At 37.9% G+C, this 19,904-nt stretch carries 12 protein-coding genes, 1 tRNA gene and 1 pseudogene; 6 read left to right on the top strand and 8 right to left on the bottom strand.

What is annotated here, in order from left to right:
* The first annotated feature begins 222 nt into the window (after positions 1-222).
* The 3 genes from OHT75_RS10460 to OHT75_RS10450 are packed head-to-tail and all read left to right on the top strand — an operon-like array spanning position 223 to position 6,083.
* A complete protein-coding gene (locus OHT75_RS10460) occupies positions 223-843 on the top strand; it encodes a hypothetical protein (RefSeq protein WP_264726423.1) in 621 nt (206 codons plus the stop codon).
* On the top strand, positions 833-3,061 hold the full coding sequence (locus OHT75_RS10455) for a hypothetical protein (RefSeq protein WP_264726422.1): 2,229 nt from the start codon (positions 833-835) through the stop codon (positions 3,059-3,061). Before OHT75_RS10460 ends, OHT75_RS10455 begins: the two co-directional genes overlap by 11 nt.
* A complete protein-coding gene (locus tag OHT75_RS10450; protein WP_264726421.1) occupies positions 3,054-6,083 on the top strand; it encodes a tyrosine-type recombinase/integrase in 3,030 nt (1,009 codons plus the stop codon). Before OHT75_RS10455 ends, OHT75_RS10450 begins: the two co-directional genes overlap by 8 nt.
* A gap of 9 nt (positions 6,084-6,092) precedes the next feature.
* On the opposite strand, the gene OHT75_RS10445 is transcribed toward OHT75_RS10450, so the two are convergent.
* The 3 genes from OHT75_RS10445 to OHT75_RS10435 all read right to left on the bottom strand — a co-directional run bounded on the left by OHT75_RS10445 (position 6,093) and on the right by OHT75_RS10435 (position 8,270).
* The gene (locus OHT75_RS10445; RefSeq protein ID WP_264726420.1) at positions 6,093-6,458 is read right to left on the bottom strand and encodes a hypothetical protein; all 366 of its coding nucleotides are present in this window, start codon (positions 6,456-6,458) and stop codon (positions 6,093-6,095) included.
* Positions 6,459-6,887: 429 nt separating this feature from the next.
* A complete protein-coding gene (locus tag OHT75_RS10440; RefSeq protein ID WP_264726419.1) occupies positions 6,888-8,051 on the bottom strand; it encodes a site-specific integrase in 1,164 nt (387 codons plus the stop codon).
* A gap of 12 nt (positions 8,052-8,063) precedes the next feature.
* Complete coding sequence (locus OHT75_RS10435) at positions 8,064-8,270, bottom strand: hypothetical protein (RefSeq protein ID WP_264726418.1); 207 nt, start codon at positions 8,268-8,270, stop codon at positions 8,064-8,066.
* A 128-nt stretch (positions 8,271-8,398) separates the two neighbouring features.
* On the opposite strand from OHT75_RS10435, the gene OHT75_RS10430 reads away from it, so the two are divergent.
* Both OHT75_RS10430 and OHT75_RS10425 read left to right on the top strand, forming a co-directional pair.
* On the top strand, positions 8,399-8,602 hold the full coding sequence (locus OHT75_RS10430; protein ID WP_264726417.1) for a helix-turn-helix domain-containing protein: 204 nt from the start codon (positions 8,399-8,401) through the stop codon (positions 8,600-8,602).
* Positions 8,603-8,849: 247 nt separating this feature from the next.
* A pseudogene (locus tag OHT75_RS10425) lies at positions 8,850-9,098 on the top strand (Arm DNA-binding domain-containing protein); the annotation flags it as partial.
* A 267-nt stretch (positions 9,099-9,365) separates the two neighbouring features.
* Here OHT75_RS10425 and OHT75_RS10420 read toward each other — a convergent pair.
* Positions 9,366-11,336 (bottom strand): hypothetical protein, encoded by a 1,971-nt coding sequence (locus OHT75_RS10420; RefSeq protein WP_264726416.1) that lies wholly within the window; start codon positions 11,334-11,336, stop codon positions 9,366-9,368.
* Positions 11,337-11,353: 17 nt separating this feature from the next.
* The gene (locus tag OHT75_RS10415) at positions 11,354-14,824 is read right to left on the bottom strand and encodes a hypothetical protein (protein ID WP_264726415.1); all 3,471 of its coding nucleotides are present in this window, start codon (positions 14,822-14,824) and stop codon (positions 11,354-11,356) included.
* A gap of 141 nt (positions 14,825-14,965) precedes the next feature.
* Here OHT75_RS10415 and OHT75_RS10410 point away from each other — a divergent pair, with 141 nt between their 5' ends.
* Positions 14,966-15,832 carry a helix-turn-helix transcriptional regulator gene (locus OHT75_RS10410; RefSeq protein WP_264726414.1) on the top strand — a complete coding sequence of 289 codons (867 nt, stop codon included), beginning with the start codon at positions 14,966-14,968 and terminating at the stop codon, positions 15,830-15,832.
* 155 nt (positions 15,833-15,987) lie between these two features.
* Here OHT75_RS10410 and OHT75_RS10405 read toward each other — a convergent pair whose 3' ends face one another.
* The 3 genes from OHT75_RS10405 to dmeF all read right to left on the bottom strand — a co-directional run bounded on the left by OHT75_RS10405 (position 15,988) and on the right by dmeF (position 19,386).
* Positions 15,988-17,745: a class I SAM-dependent methyltransferase gene (locus tag OHT75_RS10405; RefSeq protein ID WP_264726413.1), complete on the bottom strand. Its 1,758-nt coding sequence runs from the start codon at positions 17,743-17,745 to the stop codon at positions 15,988-15,990.
* A 455-nt stretch (positions 17,746-18,200) separates the two neighbouring features.
* Positions 18,201-18,277 (bottom strand) — tRNA-Trp (locus tag OHT75_RS10400).
* 116 nt (positions 18,278-18,393) lie between these two features.
* Positions 18,394-19,386, bottom strand: coding sequence for a CDF family Co(II)/Ni(II) efflux transporter DmeF (gene dmeF / locus OHT75_RS10395; protein ID WP_264726412.1), 993 nt, complete (start codon positions 19,384-19,386; stop codon positions 18,394-18,396).
* Positions 19,387-19,904 lie beyond the last annotated feature (518 nt).

Below are 19,904 nucleotides of genomic sequence, written 5' to 3'. Positions count from 1 at the left end.
ACACAAAAACTCCATAACGAGCCCCCATAAAGAGCAGTATCTTTTTCTTAGGCCTTACCAATTTTATGATATAAATTTGTCAAATTCACGCGTGAGTCAAAATGACTTTCACATACCTTAAACGGCAAATTCACAAAATTCCACGCCTCAATATACTTATCATGTACTACATAAATTTTATCTTTATATTCAGAAGCTTAATCTATTTACACCGACTTCATCATGATTTATAAATTAAGCATAGGATATTATTTTGAGGGGTTTATGCCGATAAATATTGCTACGATAAAAGCATTAAAATCGTGTAAAAAGGTCAAAATCCATCCAAATGCTTACAAAGTATTTGAGTTTGTTAACAGTCTCGACTTTTCGTTTTGTGGCGCAATAAAACAAGATCTAGTTAATAAAAAATTATTAACTGTCGGTCTAGTTTTACATGCAAAAAAAGTAGGTGATGAACTATTAATATATTCTGGATTTGAATCAATTCTTTTTGATATTAATACGATTAATCTAACTGAATGCACCGTTATTCTCGACGATGATATCAGTGATTCAGAGATTGAGCTACAGGCTTGGATTGGGGTATTTACAAACTGCTTTTTAAGATCAATTTCAAGCAAGAACCTCAATGTTTTACATACAAAAGTCAATGAACTTGTTGACTCCAAAATAGCAAAGCAAATCTTTAATCGCACCCACTTAAGTCAAAACTACTTAGCTCAAATGGCAGGAAAATCTAAGGACGCCATTGCTAAACAAAAATCGCGTCAAAATAAACCTCCACAAGATAAATCAATAACAATTTTTGAACAATTGAAGGAATCAATCAATGAACAATAAATCAGAGATTTCAAGATTTGATTCTGAGACACTCAAAAATGTCCTAAATAATGCCTTCCCTCAAGAATTAGTCGACAGCCACTCTTGTATTGCTCAAGAAATCATTAATTTATCCCAAACTTTGAGTTATCAATATCAGTTAGATTTCCCTGAGCTAGAAACGATAAAGTCTTTGGCTCAACTTAAAATATCTAACACGCAAATACCTGTAGATGAACATAAAAAAAATCTCACATTCATATACCAAGCCCTCCATAAAAAAAAGAAAATTTTAAAGTATTATTTCACCGCCTTTATCGTCAGTGTTATGCGATCACCTTCCCATGATCATCAACAATTTGAGCACTATAAAGCGATAACCCTACTAGTTTGTGCAAAGTTATACGCCATGGGTAATCATGAAACACCGATCAAAACTGTATGTAATGAAATACGCCAATGGTCTCTTGGGAAAAGAAATGATCTCGCAAATAATTTACCTGATGTTATTGATATCGACATGAAACGATTAATTGATGAATTAGATTCAAAACGAAAAGAAAAACTTGAAATAAGCAAGTCATCAAGAGTGGGGAAGCAATTATCAAAAATTCATGTTCCTTATTATGATAGCTTTTACAACAAAGATGGCATTTTGCGCAGCAAAAGACTGCGCGCTCCCGGCACACCGCCGACAACACTCATAGTCAATACAATTGAACTTGAAGGAACCGATGTAGACACATTTCAAGTTACTGAATTAATGGAATTTCAAGCTCATCAAGAAGTTTGGGCAAATGAGGAGGCCGCATCTGAGCGTACGAAAAGACAGCTACTGATATCAATAAAAAATGCGAGTGACAATGGCTATGCAGTTCAAAAATTACAAGCTCAAGCTATCGGCAATCAAATTCAGAAAAACAACCTGCTTTTACCTTGCAATATTAATTTAGCAACAAAGTTTGAAATTCAAACATTACTTTCATATTGCATGAATCCCAGCATAGTTTGTGAAAAAACACGTTCATTTCTTTTAGCATCATTAACATTAGGATCGTCATTTGAGCGTGTTAGCCAATTAAATTTTAATAGTGCAAATAACAGTTTAGTTATAGAACACACACTACCAACACAAAAGCAGCGCAAACCAATAATTAAGCTGATAACACCTACAAAAACAACATTTTTTATTGCGTTACCATATGATATTACTGCAAACTTACTGAATGATTTGGATGATTCCACCTCAGACAAAATCTCAAAATTGTTAAGCACTATCAATAAAAAACATGGGACACGCTTAACCACAACAAAAATATCGTCATACCTACGATTCTTACTTAAAAAAGAGTCTATTGATCCCACCATAATTGCATTAATTCAAGGGGAAACGGCGAAAACAAACCCCGAATTATCCTATACGCATCTATCAGATCTAGATGTTAAGCAAACATATGATCGCTTTTTATCCTATTTAGAGAACCTCAGTAGCAAAACAACAAAAATAAAGTTTGAACATCAAGATTGTAGAACAATACAAGGCCAAATTGGCAGTCCGCTGGTGATGAGTGATGAAGTTCTTAGCACTTTTTTTGAAACCTTAGAAACAAGAATTAACTCAATATCAGGAAGCTACTCTTCGCAGCAGCATAATTTTGTCACCTACTATGTATTATTTACTCTCGCTATATCTTCTGGATATCGCCCAGTTACAGGATGGCTTGGGAAAATAACTGATTATAATCTATTGAATTTAAGCCTTTGGATCTCTGATAAAGAAATGCTCCAATCTGAGACAGGTAGGCTCATCATTCTTCCGAAAATAGCATTACGAATTTTAAAACGTTATTTACAGTATTTAAAAGCAGGAGCAGTTGATGCCAGTAGAGTCAACTTAGATATTTCAGCTCGGTACCAACAAGCGATAACAGGAGAACAACATCTGTTTTTCTTCATTACTGATGATGCAATCGAAGAAGTCACACCTTCAACCATGGCAGCTCATTTTGATAGCGTACTTCCATTACCGTTAAATTGGCATCGACATTACGTGAGATCACTACTTTTTAAGAAAGAAATACATCCCGAACTGATTGCAGCATGGATGGGACATGCTCAATTAAATGAACCAGCATTTACTCGATTTAGTTCTTACTCCATTGGCGACTTGAATAAAATCAGTAGCTTAATCAACAAAAAACTAACTTCTGTCAATTGTAAGGAGATAAGTTTTGTCTAAACTCATTGGTAAAGAGGCACGCCAACAGCGACGCAATCGCCATCAAAATAATGTACTAAAAAAAGCAAAAGAGCGGAGTGAAAAGTATTTTCCAAGTGGAGCAAACTTGCCACCATCAGAAAATATTGAATCTATTTGGCTTGAGCTAACTGAAGACCTCACTAAGATTTTCAGATCCCAAGTAGACTTTAAAAGAGCCTTTAATCATTGCATTGCTCTTATCAAGGAAAAGCAAAGTGAGATAAATATTCCTTCTTATTTGATCACTCAAAAAGCTGAAAGTTCAATCTACACTCAAACATTTATTCAAGATGGACTTGCATTTACTTGGCATTATACCCATTGGTTTGACAACTTATCTAACAATAGAAAAAGTAACAATATAGTAGATGCTTATCGCGATATTATTATGTCATTCATTTGTCACTCAGGCTGCCTAAACCACCATCTTTTAAAAGCACTATCAAATCAATTAAATGGCACATTAGACATTTCAACGATCAATAATTTACCATTTATAAACCTAGAAATTGATGAAGGTGGATTCAATACAAATGTTGTTAATTCAGATAAACATTCAACCCAAATCACTTGCTACTTATCCCCGATAACCATTAGCTGCATCAGCCATTATTTAACTCTTAAAAAAGTTAATAAAAATGCACTTTGGCAAGCTCCTTGTGAAAATAAAAACATCCACGCTTTGATCGTTGAAAATTATGTTGGTCCCATACCTTTGGCTAATACCCTAAAAAAACTTGCAAAATCTGCTGCAAACCTAATTTCACAGACACCTAATGTGAGAATATCACAAGCAATAATTGAATATTCAATGGGAAATAACAAAGCGTATAGCTTACCTAACAACAATCTAGCTCGATTGGCTACTTGCCCAACTAAACAGCCCCTTAAGCTTCATTTTTTTACCCCATTAAGGCAGAATAAAAGAAAATCAAAACAGCGTTTAACACCTAACTTACCTCTGTCAAATTTTTACCAGACTTTAACGGAGGAGTTAAAGGAAAATGCTAAGAAGAAATTAACATCTCAGTCCTTGTCCAAAAGGCTCGAAAATTTCGTCAGTGGATATGACTTATCAACAGAGCAAGAAGTGCTCATTAAATGGTTTATTGATAAACTCAAGACTTGCAAACCATCAACAATTCGAACCTATCATTCGACCTTATCAAGAAAATGGTTATATCAAACGGAAGGGATCAATTTAGAAGATGCTGAAGAGCAAGATTTTCAAGATCTTTACAATGAATTAATCGAACTCACTTATTACCAGAAACAAAAAACTAAACTTGCAGCTAGACTAAGTGACTTTCATGCTTTTGCAGTCCAAGAATATGATTTTCCATTATTACTAGAGCCGATATCCAATGATTCTCAACATAAAAGTCATACTAATGCAGGTTTTGTCGATGAAACACTATTTAAGGCACTTTTAGATGCTGCTGATCAAATTATTGATTTAGACTTTAAAAACAAGCTAGTTATAAAAAGCATATTAATTATTTCTTATCGATGTGGCTTACGTATTAGCGAAACCCTCAAACTTAGATTTATAGATATTGAAAATTCACAAGAAGGCTGGCTCAAAGTTAGAGAAAACAAATTTGGTAATAATAAGAGCTCTTCTTCACTGCGAAAAGTGCCGCTTTATATATTATTACTCGAGCATGAAATAAAGATTGTTACAGCATCACTTAATATGTCACGACAAGACAATATCAATGGGACAGAGAACCGTTTAGCCTTTACGATTGGACAAGATAAAAACCAACCGATAGATAGGTTTCTAATATCGAACTTTACCTCAACGGCTCTTAGGGCGATTTCAGGGCTTGAGCACTTGGTTTTTCATCACTTAAGACATAGTGCGGTATCTAGATTACAATTCATGTTTGAGCTTGGCGCGGAAGATTGTGCCAATTATTCTGAAATTGTTCCCTATACAGCCAAGCAAATCGACAAAATAACTTACATCATAACGGGTAAAACATTACGTAATAAATATTACGCCATTGCTGCATTTGATGGCCATTCATCGCCAGAGACCTGCTTTAATCACTACTTTCATTTTTGTGATTTAATACTTTACTGTAACTTACTTAAAATGAGACTTGATCTAACCCAAAAACAATTAGTTAATCTAGGCCTTGGGTCTAGAAGGCATTTACGTCAATTTGCCCAATCAAAAAATAAAAACGAGTGTTGGCGCATAGATAGCTTTCTTGATTACACCACGAAAAAACTTAAGATCACACCAATACAGGCACCAGACACAAAAGCACCTTTGTCTGTATCGTCAGAATCACCAAAATCGCCGCCAAAACCGATTATAAACATTGAAACTTGTTATAGTATTTTAGCTCAAATAGAACGCGGAATAGATCCGATAGAATTAGCTTTTAAGTACCATATTGAACCAAATATAATTGATAAATGGTGCAGCAATGCCAAGGCATTAATGTCAATAAAAACACGTTATGGTTCATCTCGGTTACAAACAAAACGTAGCAATCAATCACTGCTTCCTTCCAAACCAAATGCAAAAACAGAGTTAGCATGGCTTGATACAATTATTACCAAAGTCAGACACGAGTTCCCCAACAATCGTCAAGAGATCCTATGGGGGCTAGATTATGCACTTAATAATAAAAGCTACAGTAAATCTGGTATATATTTCTCATCACCAGACGATTTGGCGCGCTTTGTTGATGCCTTTTCATTTGCTATTTCAAAAAACAAATGGCGTGTATTAACCCTTTCGATGAAGCACAGCATTCAGAAAAAGTGTTGGCAAAATGCTTACAAAGACATTCAAGTTGTTACGTCTAAATCATCTTCAAGTAAGGGGCGAACAGGAAATGGGGCTGTCTGGTTAGAATTAAGACATTCTGATGAAAAAGACATCATTGCCCACGGCAAACAGAAAAAGCACTCGTCTAGCTCAATAATATTTCTGTTTCATATGATGGGTATAATGATGAAAAAAGCAGAGAACCCACAGTAATCCACTAACCTACCATTGCCCCATAATCATCACATGATCCATCACGCGCTTTAGCCCATCATGCTCCATTGCAACATCAAGCGGCGTCGAGCCATTGAATAGTGCATTATGATTTATCATGTTCATATAACCGTATATATTGTCAGAGTTCGAAAATAAGCTCCGTAAAGTAGCATGTATATTAAGAATATAGCTGATCCTTAATTGCTGATTTCTAGTCAAATCAGGTGCAAATTTCAATTCACTATCAGCAAACTCCAAATCAAGTAATTTCTCAATCTGCGCAGTATTACATTGCCATTTATCTAAAATAATCAAGGCGGCTTTCAGCTCTTCTCTTGCCATATTTTCATCTATAAGGTTATCTTTACTCATATGCACCTCGTTACCATTATAATATTACATGACTTGAATTTATTGTGTTCTTCAAGCTAATTGTCGTCAAATTATATGCCTGAAAACGAATTGATTACCGGTATTTATCACTAACATTAATAAGCAAAATACACCTATCAAAAATGAAGGTGCATTTTGGTTATTAGCGTCAATTAAAATTAATCATTGCGGTATGTCAAAGTTGATACCCCTTAGACTCCAGTTGTCTTTGCAACCGCCTCTCCCACCACAACAAATCATTACCTCTTTCTGTAAAATACAATTGGTTAATCCATTCCACCAATGCTGCTAAATTATTAGAAGAACGTGGTAAATCCAAAATACAGCTCAGCTCTCTTCCTGTTGGTTGACAATAGAATCGTTGGCATAAGTAATACGCAAGGTTAACACGAGTATCATGGTTCATAGTTATTCCCCTTTCAGTTTTTGATTTAAAAATGCTTCAAAAGCACTGCCATCACGGCGAGTTAAATTAGGTACATAACGCGAATACACAGTAAAAAGCATATTGGTATTAGCATGGCCCATTTGTTTCGCTATCCATTCAGGTGACTCACCCGAAGCCAACCATAAGGTAGCCGCTGTATGCCTAGTCTGATATGGGTTACGTCTTGGTATTTTTAAGATATCCAATGTGGGATACCAAACACGATAAGACATATTCTTGTTGTTCATAGGCTTGCCACCTGATGTTTGAAAAACAAAACCACGACCATCTGAGAGTTTGAAATGCTGGACCATTGACTCATATACCAAGTCATTCATATCAATTTCACGAAGAGACGTTTTTGTTTTTACCGGGCCCAATTTGTTTCTTACCCATGACTGGCGAACGAGTATTTGACGACGTTCAAAATCAACATTTTCCCATTGCAAACCATCAATTTCACCGGTACGAAGCCCTGTAAAAAAACGGACTAAGAAATAACAGCGAAAATCCTGACGGACAAAGTCCAAAAATTTAAGTACCTCTTCAAGCGTAAAGGGATGAACCGGCTTACGATTAACAGGCAAAGGTTTAATTGATTTCCAAGGACTACTAAACTCATATCGCTCAGCTGCATCATTTAATATCACGCGCAAAGGTGACAATATTTGATTAATACGTGAAGCTGACAGCTCTTTTGCAAATGCTTGACCGTCTACTAAATCCGCTCGAAACTTCATAATGTCAGACTTGGTAATAGAGCTAATTTCCTTATCGCCAAATCGAGGTAAAATATAAAGGTTCAAGATATCTTCAATCGTTCGAAGTTGAGACGGACGCCATTCAGCTTTTTTCTCGATAAGCCATTGCTCAACAAATTCTTCGAGTGTGATTGAATCCGATTTTCCTCCTTGGGCCGTTAGGCGATCATAAGCAGCAAACTTTTCCACAAATTTACTATTTGGAAAATGACGAGCATATTCAAATTGATTAAGTTGGATTTCGGCTTCAATCCGCTTTAGCACAGCTGCCACTCGCTTGCGATTTGCAGAAGTATTCTCAAGCGTGGTCATTTCTCTGCAACGTATCCCCTTGAATCTAAAATCAAGCTGTAATTTGTTGTAGCGAACATTAATACTACCCATGGTAAGCCACCTCTATTTTGTTGGTAAAACATCTGAATAACCAAACAGCATTAACTGCTCGACACTTTCCCAAATAAATAAAATCTTCCGACCGCCAAATGGACGAATGTAGTGCACGCCCTCCAGCAAAATGGCATCCTTCAACTGATCACGAATTGTTCTCGCATCATATTTAATGCGCATTGATAACTCTTCCGCTGTTAAATAGGTATTAGACATAATATACTCCTTAAACAAACTAAATAACTTAAACAACAATTTTGTACCCGCAGAAGGTACATTATCATCATTTAAGACATTTGCAAGTAAAAAATACTCGCAACAGGTATTTTTTACCTTGGAGGGTTATGATTAAGTGCCATCTGTCCAAAATACTTGGAGACAAAAAGTTAAAAGTTGCTGAGGTTGCGAGGGTAACTGGCATCAACAAGAATACTCTTCATCGCCTCTACAATGAGACAGCGACAAGAGTTGAACTAGATGTGATTGAAACACTATGCAGATATTTAGATGTGGAAATAGGTGACTTATTGGAAATACTTGACGACTAATTCAATAAGAAAATTCAAAACATTGAATGAAGCAAAACTTTTTATCATTGATTTTAAAAGATTTAATTAAATATCAGTCTAAAGAGGTCCATTAACACCCACCACTTACCAACACAAAATGGTGGGTAATTGGGTGGGTAAATAACCCGCCATAGTTTTGACTGGAGTCTAAGGGCTTACGGGGAAGTTAACCGCGAAGGTAGTTACAGCAAAAACCAAGGGAAAGCTTAGTCGATTCGCTGATGGTGAAGGTTTATATTTTGTCGTTCCCAAATCCGGCAAACCATTTTGGATGCTCCGCTACACCGCCAACAAAAAACGCAAAGAGATGACACTGGCTAAACACAGTGATCTTTCATTGGCAAATGCACGAATTAAAATGAAGCAGTTTCTTGATGGCTTAGATCCTCTCGTTGCCAAGAAGCGCGCCAACAAGCCAAAATTAAAACCATCAATGATCTCTTTGCTGATTATTACCTACCGTGCAATTCGCTAAGGAATAAGAGTCAACATTAAGGAACATATTTTCCTTAACGTATTCGCACCAACGTCCAATAATCGTCAAGGCTGAGCATTCAGCCCTTGACGTGCCAATCATTTTTGACACTCATAGGTAGTTTTAAAATCATCTTCGTAGCCCCCAAGACTATATTGTGAAGCACACAATCAGCTAACGGTTGTCGTAAATCGACTCAATGTAACAAGAAACAAGTTGAGACTCAGAAACAATCTAATTTTCCTTCAATTTATTGTTAGCAACAGTTCACTTTTGCCACTTCTGACTTTCTCGACATTCAGATAAGTACTTAAATGGAAAAGGTCGCACTGTAGCAAGCTTATTGCGAACGAAGTAGCTCTTGGTTAAATCTAAACAAAGTTGCTTTAGCTCATCTGGGCCCTCAAGGTACCTAATATGATTGAATTGTCCACGACTAAACTTAAAGCCGCCCTTCTCACTGCCAACAAAATAGGCGGAGTGCTCTGCATCAAAGAAGTGTCCTGTTAATGCTTCTAGATATTCATTGTGTTCACCTTTCAATGAATAATTCAGCATCACTCCAGTCTCTTCAAAGTAACCATCAATAAGCGCTTGTTCGGCAATGGAACGATAACCTATATTGGCAGCTTTTAAGTCTTCTTTGTAAAATTCACTCTGTATTGGATGCATTTCCAACATAGACTTGAGTTTGTCATGAATTGGATCGCTTAAGTAATTAGAATCTGACAAATAGTGATCAATAAATTCACGACTTATACCACGTTGATTACTAGCCTTCAGGTGGTCAAGTACTTCAAAAAGGTTTTCTGCATCCGGAATAGCAGCGATTTCTTCATGAACAATGATGCAGATTTTAGGTGGTTGCTGCGCCATGTCTATCACGTAGTTTAACGTTTCGAAATAGCGCTGCTTTTCAGGCAATTCGATATTGAGTTCATCAAAGTAAAACTCATCTTGTTGCTCATATTGAAAAGCGCCATTGTCACATTTTAAAATATGGAAAATTGGTTCCTGATCTCCATACTTAGGATCTTCTCTCTCGACAAACCAATAATTTCCCAGCAAATGTTGAATACCAAAACGGCCTTGCAAGCACTCTTGTTTGATTACTAGCTCCTTTACTACGGCATCAATAATTGGGTTTAACTCATTTCCCTTAAGCTTCAGACGCACAGAGGTTATCGTCGAGTTGTAGATACTTTGCGACACTCTTTCTAATGAATAGAACTCCGCTTTAGGATCAGATAGACCAGCCTTTTCATATTCTTCGGCAGAGTCTAAAACCACAAGCAACGGCTTTTTATTATCAATTTCAGTCTGGTCAATAAATTCAACTTGAACTGGCCAATTTTGATGTTTTAACTTCTCGTAACCATCCTCTTTCAAGGATGCATTCACCACTTGAAGGCCACCAGCATTATCAATAACTTGATAAATACGCTGGTAAACTGCTTCAACATCACGTTTCTTGTAGTGCTCACGCCAACTGGCCTCAATAGGTTTTAATTGCAGCGATAAATAACCTGAGAAATGTGTATTCATCAACTCAACGAATTGATAAATGGCGCCTGTTTTCGTCTTTTGCAGCGATATTGGTTCTTGACCTGAAATATCAATAGCATTGGTGGTGAATTTTTTATTCCCTGGACTATAAACAATAAGATTGCCATTTGGATTACGTCTCAATAATCCACTTCCCAAGTCAAATTCAAATTTGGCTTGTTTTTCAATGTATCCTGTTGGCTTGTATACCGTTTCGATAGGCGAAAAGGTTGTACCATCCATAGAAATAAATAGAGAGTTAAAGCGTACACTCTCTTTTAGTTCAAACTTTAAACACTTGTACAATGTATGCTCAAAAAAACTATCTGGCTCAACAAAAAGATACGTCTCACCAAGCCCTGAAAAAAACTGGTTTGGCGCCACTTTGCCAAGCGCGCGCACAAAAAGGCGCCCCAATAAAAGCTGATCACAATCTTCAAACTTCACATGTTCAAACGCGATTTCTGCTGATTCAGGTTTAGTATTTTTTTGCTTGTCGCATAAGACCCAATGGTAGCCTGAGTGTCTGATCAACGCTTTAGGGGCAGATGATTGCTCGACTAAACTAAGTTGCTTAGCGTAATCGACCTTCCCCATGCTTTTATCTAATGTTGCTTTGTAAATAATGTACTTTTGGCTTAACGCTTCAAAATCAAAGGTTAGGTCTATGAGAGTAGTTAAACTTCGACTCATGTTCTTCACTCCAAAAATTAGTTCAGTAATTCAATTAATTGGGTCATTGGCGGGACGTTATTAGTACCTGATACACAGTCGATGATTCCTGGGATCTCGATAACGTCAGCTAGTTCTGGATTACTGTGTTCGACAAACTGAAGCTCATTACTCACGTATTTTCGTGAATTAATCCCTTCTGCTCCGCTCCAAATAGTATTGATATACACAGCTTGCAAAACCTTGTTTGCAAATTCAATGGGAGGCTTCATCCTGATTTGTTCCAATTTGGCCTGACACTTTTCCAAGGTGTTTTCATGAACCAAACAACCCAATTCTAAATCCCAGTGTTTAACGTCAATCAACAAAATTCGGTTACCAAGCTCTATGTATCCATCAAACCACTCAACACATCCCTTCGGCATGGGTAAAATTTCGTGGTCAAACTTCCTCAGAATTGCCTTTACAGCTTCTTCGCCAAGAGCCCCCATATAAAGATCAAACATTGCCGGAGCTAGCACAAACTGAGCACTATCAAATGTGGTAGCAAAGTCATTCGCTTTAAAATGTGCCTTGACCAAAGAATTCTGCATAAGCAAAGGTAACCGGGCCGAATGCTCTGACACTTCTCGCACCCCCGAGACATCTGAAGGATTAACAAAAATTTCAGTGATACCTTTGTCATTAGAGTAATCGATTTGATACTGATACTCCCCCAATGGAGCTTGCACATCAACATAGTAACGAACCTCTTCACCTGTTGGCGTTAACTGCATGGTAGGCTTTTTAAGCATCCACAAACGCAACCTCTCATACTGACCAATGGCGTTCTCGTTTTGGTGTTCATAAACACTGGTTACCAACCTTTGGATATGCGCATAATTACGAGAAGCCCTTGGATGATAAGACATACATTGTTTTTCATGCTTCTGTACTTTGTAGCACTTCTTAATATCCGTAATTAATGCTTGATACTCGTATGACAGATACGAAAGGTTACGACTGTCTTTAGCCAATGTTTCGACAAAATCAGCAGTCGCGTCATACATGATAGTGATTTCAGCTTGCTTCCACTCAGTACGACACATTCGACCAAGCGCTTGCTCGATGAAACGATAAACGGCATATCGGTAGTCTTCACTCCCCTTATAGGTGCTGATCATTGCCCCTACGGCAAAGCTATTCACCTTTGGTGAAATGAGAGACTTGAGCTTTTCTTTAACTTCGTTCGCAACGACAATGCCTTTTTCGTGAAGCATTAGCGCATCGTGGATGTTTTTTTTAATTGCAAGATCTCGCTCCTTCCCAACCAGCGCCTCGCCAATTCGACTACCAATCAGGCTCGTGGGTTGTTCTATATAGATAGAATCAATATCCGTTTTATATTGAAATGGTTCAATCCCCTTTGGACCAACATACGTTAATGTATGGTTTTCACCAATTTTGTACGACGGAGATAACCCAGCTCCAGTGGCCTGATAGTTGGTTATTACCACAACTTTTTCCGTGGTATTTTCCAACAGGTTTAATATTGCCTGGAACTTATCATTCCTGAACGAAGCGGCATTGATATTCTCAAAAATTGTAACCCCGTGCTTTTGGCTAACTCTAGCCATAAAGTCGATAAACTCAGGATTTTTATAACTTTTATTCAGCATGCAAAAATGGTATCGATTGCTTGAATGCAATGAAAATTGACGAATGGATTCTACCAACTTATTGGCTCGATTTACGGCAAACTTTAATTGCCTCGGCTCCACGCTTAATAGCTGGCACAATTCATTTTCAAGTAATGCTGGATGAATCTTTATCCCTCTGAATTCTTGATATAAATCTTCAATTCCCCCCCAATTTACACGCTCAGAGATACCTTGCACACAAACCTGAATTTGGTTTTCTTCATACCTTCGCTTATCACTGTACTCTGCTTGTATGGCCGCTTTCTGTGTGGGATTGAGAAGGACCAAACGTTCAGACAGAACATCACTTAGATACTCAAGGTCAAAATTATGGATTGCGGTACGACTTGTGGCAGTTGCGCTAATTCCAAGGACCCTTGCTCCAGCCAAAACCCAGTGAGCAAGCAAGCCTGTTGATGTTAACGCTAAATCAAACGTGTAAGCGCTAGCGGTATTGTCTGTGTCATTGTATCTAGCAATGTTAGCGATTTCGTACCCGCTATCGTGGAAACTATATGCTTTATGTTCGTTTTGAACTTTGAAGCTCAACCTGGCAGAGATTAACGACATGATACTTGGAGTCAGCTCCACCAGCCCTAAGTTATTGAGCACTTTACCTACTAGATTCTCTGTGGTGTAGGTTTTTGGATCTTCTAAACTCTCTAAGTTCTGTTTTAGCTTCAGAACGGCACTTAGCATTCCGTTGCAAAATGTTCTAACAAGCTGGGCGCCATTGTTAATAAATTGTATTGCACTTTCACTGCCACCTGGACCAATCTCATGGCTACTTAACACATGATTGAATTGTGACCGCAGTACATCGTGCTTAAAGTTGATAGCATGAATGGACATTCTGTCAGAAAGTAGCGTGAATATCCGCCTTTGGTTTTCACTCCCCTTCTGTATAGTTGCATCTGTGATAAAAGGACGATAATTAACAAACCATTTGTTTTGATATTCCTTAAGCGCATGACGAAAACGGTCAAAACACTGATCAACGCCATTAAACTCAGGAGAACCATGAATTCTGAAGCTGTCAAAACTCGAATAAAACTTGCGTGTTAGATCAATGATATCGTAGTCAGAGACAGTATTGATTAAATGAGTAAGGAACTCACCTTGTTGACGATCAAATTCATCAAGGATCAACAGTGAGTTTTCAAGAAAATCACTCACTCTGTAGCTTTTATCAATGCCATGCCACGGGTAGAGCAACTTAGATGTGGTTAAAAAGAGTACCTGAGTTTTACCCTGTTCTATCCTTCTTGCCGGGAATATACAATCTAGTATTTCATTTATCTTCACACCTTGGATTTCTTTCCCTTTAAGGCATGCTTTAAGTAATGTGAAAATCTTACTGCGCTGAGCACGTAATTCTTCATCAAATACTGAGGTATTACTGCTGCACTTCGCTTGACTTAGCAACTCGACCTTATCAAGTATTGTTTTAATTTCTCTTTGCTGTTGTGTATCGAGCACCTCGAATATCGTAGCCCAATCCTCAACTGATAATTCAGCAATGGCGGTATCTTGGGCCGGAATCCAAACAACGTTGCGTTTCAATTTTTCTTTTTGTATGTCACTAAGCGTCGCCTTCTCATCGATACGCTCAAGCAAAGCTTCGTACGCTTCCATCACGTTAACTCTTAAATTCGTTGAGTAAATTAGTGTTATTTGCGAATCAGCTAAAAGATGTTCAAGTTGAAGTTCAGTAGCCTGATAGGTCTTTCCAAGGCCGGTCTGAGCATCAATGATTGCCAAAAAACCGTCCTTTGACTGACAGGTTCCAGGACCTGCTATCTCTAGATATGTGTGAAGTAATGCGCTCATAACCCTCGTCCCATAATAACTCCTAGCAATTAGCAATCTATCAACTTGACGATAGAATACCCAAATCATAATATGTCGCCATTGATTACAGGTAAACACTGAATACATATACACGTAGCGTAACTAGACAGGAATTAAATCATGGGTAAATGGCCAATACGCTGGGATCTACTATCGCGTTACCGACTGATAGAAGTCATTGCACTATGGGAAGGTAGGTTAACGACCAACCACTTAATTCAAAGTTTTGGGATTGGCAGACAGCAAGCTTCAAAAGACATTAATAGCTACTTAGCTGATATTGCACCAGGCAACCTTGTTTATGACAAATGGTTAAAAGGCTACAAGCCAGATAAAAACTTCGCCCCAAAATTAACAAGCGGTCACGCCGATGAATATTTACATATCCTCTCACGCACTGAAGATATGACTATTACCTTTAAAGAACTCGATATGGGTTTTGATAATACGACCATGGTCAGGCCCGTAACACGTAACATTTCACCCAAGATACTTCGCCCTCTCGTGCAAGCCATTAGAGAAAAAAAACGTGTCGATATAAGCTACACATCACTCAGTGACGGGGAACAAACAGAGAGAATTATCTCACCCCACACACTTGTATGCACTCCATTACGCTGGCATGTTCGGGCATATTGCGAACATGCAAAAGGCTTTCGCGATTTCGTGCTCAGCCGAATTAGAGGTATTCCAATTATTGAAAGTAATAAAGTAATAGGTAAGAAGCAAGATGACTTGTGGAACACTTCAATTTCCATTGAAATCATACCTGATCCAAGATTATCCGATGCACAGGCCTTGGTTATTGCCCAAGACTACGGGATGAAAGATGGCATCCTTAAAATACCGACTAATGCCTCGTTGATTCGCTACGTTATAAATGCTTACAATATCGATATTAATACTCTGGATTCAAATCCTAAAGGGCAACAAATTATTGTAAGAAATTTAGATGAGCTTAAGTCCTTTTTGCCAACCTATAAATAGCCCATAGTTACAACTACTCTGGCAGACTCCCTAATAATTTAGGTCTGCTAGAAATAGAACCAGTTTAGACCGATGTCAAGATCAGGGCTATTATCTCTACCAAAACACTAAAGATTGCGGTCATATAATGAAGATGCTCAAGCTTAACCGGTAATTTACCATTCTTGCAATTGTTGCATTTCCCGTAATCGACCTCGTTGTGTAACCAATGCTTCAAACAAGTCATCAATTGAACCATTATGTGAGTCTAAACCGGGCAATGCTATATTCGCCTCTGCAAAGAACCTATGATGAGATGCTTCACCTGCATTTAGCCATGCATCTTTCCACCATTCAGTTATTCTTGATTTAGCACTTAATAACCTTAACTCAGTTGGTAATTTATCACTTTTTTGATTGTTTATAATGCTATCTGTTGGTAGTAAATTCCAAAGATCATTATTAGGCCAACGAGCGAAAGGAAGACTATGATCTATATCGTAATTTTTTGTAAGTTTCTTAGCTGACCAAACGCACGGTATATCATGCATCGATTTCAACTCTTCGAATCGATTTCTTACTTCTATTGTTGTCCTTTTTGGCTCAAGCCAATTCAAAGCTCGATATAAATGAAGATGGCTATCAGGATCACGGAATTTTGCGTTACCTTTATAGGTTGCCATTGTTTTAACCCATTCACTAATTAGAACAGGTTCGATCCAACATGCATAACGATTGAAAGCTAACCAAGTGGACTCTGGTAATGAAAATTCACCCCATTGCTCTAAAGTTGGTAAGTCGAGAAAAATACTGTCCTTAGCCCTTACCGTTTTATTATCAACTTCAAATACTGCCTTGTTACTATTTGGAAGAGTAATATATTTACAAGGCATTGTTTTTATATTTTGTACTGATGCCGAAATGGTTTTATACAAGGCAATGGCATCATCCCCTGTAAACAAATTTCCAATGCGATAATCTGATGCTGTGCGGTGAGTTAATTTGTGCCAACCATCATCTTTCATAAACCCCATATTGGGCTTATTGTTTGGCGTTTGAAAAAGCTTATGTTGGTCAATTAAATCTTTATATTGATGGCACCAATACAAAGCGACCAGACCTACAGGCAATATGACTCTATCACCAAATATTGACGGTTCTCTTCTTATTACGGCTCCGGGATGGCCATCGGCAATCCTCAATAAAACCCGCAGTAATGCAAGCTTATGTGTGGCTGACTTTCCATCATTTATGGCAACGTGCCTAATGAAAGGAAATGCCCCCGTGCCATCGTCTGGCATCTGTAAAACAACAGTTTGCCAAGAAACATGATTACGACCAAGCTTGTCTATCTCTTTTGGCGTCTCTAACTTACAAAACAGCCCTACATTAGAGGCGAGCTTTTTTAACTCATCTGCACAAACAACGTACATTTTACGCTTCGTAAAATCTTCTTCTGTCTGCCCATGCCTAAGTGAGATAACAATTTTTCCACCAGGCTTAAGAATGTTAGCTAGCTTACGTATGGCTCTCGCACGGTCACTGGGAGCTATATGCATCCATACAGCACTAAGTAGTATTAAATCAAAACTGACTTCTAATTTTGTTACAGAATCAAGAGCTGGAAGAGTATCACTTAACCATTTAACATTTAAATCATGAGTACTCTGTTGTCCGATTTTTGATAGTTCTAAAGCCGGTTCTACTGCTAGTACTTGGATATTATTATTTGCTTGATGGGTGTCCTGAGCCAAGGAAGATAGATATTTTGCATCTCGCCCAGCACCAGCGCCAAGATCTAAAATTCTAGCATTGGGATTACTAATAATTGATGGCAAAAAATCTGCCCAGCTTTCATGTACCTCCTCAAATGACTTTGAAAGATATTGCTGTGCTAGGTTACTTGCGTTTTGATTATAAAATTCTGTCGCCAATGATCCACCTTAGAACGATAGTTAATATGCCAAATCTGATTAATTTATGATTAAGTGATAAAATAATAGCATTACCCATCTTTGTATCATGTAATCAATACGACGGTTTATCGTCAATTACTTTTATGTTACTCATGATTTGATAATGACTAAAAATGGTATGAAGATAATGTATCGATATTAGCAAAAACAAGCCATATCAATTCATTTTATAGTACGTCTTAGCCTAATTAATCTAATAGCAAAACTCCAAAAAATCACACTATCTTAATTAGGAGTGTCTGAACATAAATCTGCATCAGAAAAAGTTGTTGTCACCATTTGGTCACCATTTGGTCACCATTTGCAAAATTGAGCTTTTATAGCGTAATGAATTGAGACTAAACTGAAGAGTAAAAAATTTAAAAAAGCTAGAAAAGACAAAGGCCTAGCATTTCTGCTAGGCCTTCTAAATTTGGCAGGGGTGGCAGGACTCGAACCCGCAACCATCGGTTTTGGAGACCGCTGTTCTACCAATTGGAACTACACCCCTGTTGACGAGGGGCATTATGCAAAAACCACTGTAAAAGGTAAAGCACTTTTTCAATAAAAACCGTTAACTGAAGTATTTTCAGCCAAGTTAGCCATTGGAATCATTTAAAAGCCAAATTAGTTAACTATTTCAGCAGCACATTCAGGTAAATCGCATTGATGAACCTCAAGGGTAATGTGTTTAACTTGGTTAAATTTTGACTGTAATTGCCGTTTAAATTGCAGGTTATCAATCTGTTCATGAGTCACCACTGACAGCACCAATACAAAATCAGCAGAGTTTGCTCGCCATAAATGGATATCGCTTATCACACAGGCATAGTGTTGTTCTACATATACTTTTATGGCTTCTTGCTGTTTTGCAGCTTGGTTATCATCTAATAATATTGGGCTTGTATGCATAATGAGCCCATAGGCCCACTTGGTTATGATAATTGCACCTACGACTCCCATAATAGGGTCAAGCCATAACCAACCTAAGTATTTACCTAACACAAGCGCAAATATCGCTAATAATGATGTCAGAGCATCTGCCAAAACATGCATGTAGGCAGCATTCAAATTGTGATCATGATGGTGATGCCCATGATGGCTATGCTCATTCGAATGATGGGCATGTGAATGATGGTCGTGATGGTCGTGATGGTCGTGAGAATGATGATCTTTTAACAAAAATGCACTAACAATATTAACGGTTAAGCCAATCACGGCAACAAATATAGCTTGTTCAAATTGAATCTCATGAGGGTTAACTATTCGCGATAACGACTCTGCCAACATGAGTAATGCCACCATACCCAGCGCTATTGCGCTTGTAAAACCACCCAGCACGCTTACTTTACCAGTACCAAATGCAAACTGCGGTGAGTCCGCGTGCTTTCTAGCATAATGGTAAGCAAATAGGGTGATCATAAAGGCTGCAGCATGGGTTCCCATATGCCAGCCATCAGCTAACAAGGCCATAGAACCATAAACGGTACCAGCAACAATCTCAATGATCATTGTCACTACGGTCAATATCAGAACGTACCGGGTATTTTTTTCACCTTCATAGTTATGATGATTAAAATTATGTGTTTGAGACCATTTTTCTGTTGAATGAGTTTTCATAGTTGCATTAAGGATGGGCAATATAGCGTTAAGTTACCACAAAGTTATATACAGCTTTGCCAAAACTAACAAGTTTGCGAGTAAAAATTGTGAGCGAATAATCATATATAATAATGCGAATTCCCACATGGGCATGTTGTCCACACAACTTTTATGCTCAAATTTCCGATGTAAAAAAGCCCGCTACATTCGTAACGGGCTTATCACTACACTTGTGAGTAAATTAGGCGCTTGGAAATGACGTACTCACACATGGGCATGTCGGCCACATAACTTTCATGCTCAAATTTCAGATGTAAAAAAGCCCGTTACATTTGCAACGGGCTTATCACTACTCTTGCGAGTTAATTAGGCGCTTGGAAATGACGTACTCCCACATGGGCATGTCGGCCACATAACTTTCATGCTCAAATTTCACATGTAAAAAAGCCCGTTACATTTGTAACGGGCTTATCACTACTCTTGCGAGTAAATTAGGCGCCTGGAAATGACCTACTCTCACATGGGGAGACCCCACA

Origin of the sequence: Shewanella subflava (assembly GCF_025971955.1) — a bacterium.
Classification (GTDB): Bacteria; Pseudomonadota; Gammaproteobacteria; order Enterobacterales; family Shewanellaceae; genus Shewanella; species Shewanella subflava.
The sequence above is the reverse complement of the archived record's forward strand: the minus strand, read 5'-3'. Positions and strand labels throughout refer to the sequence as shown.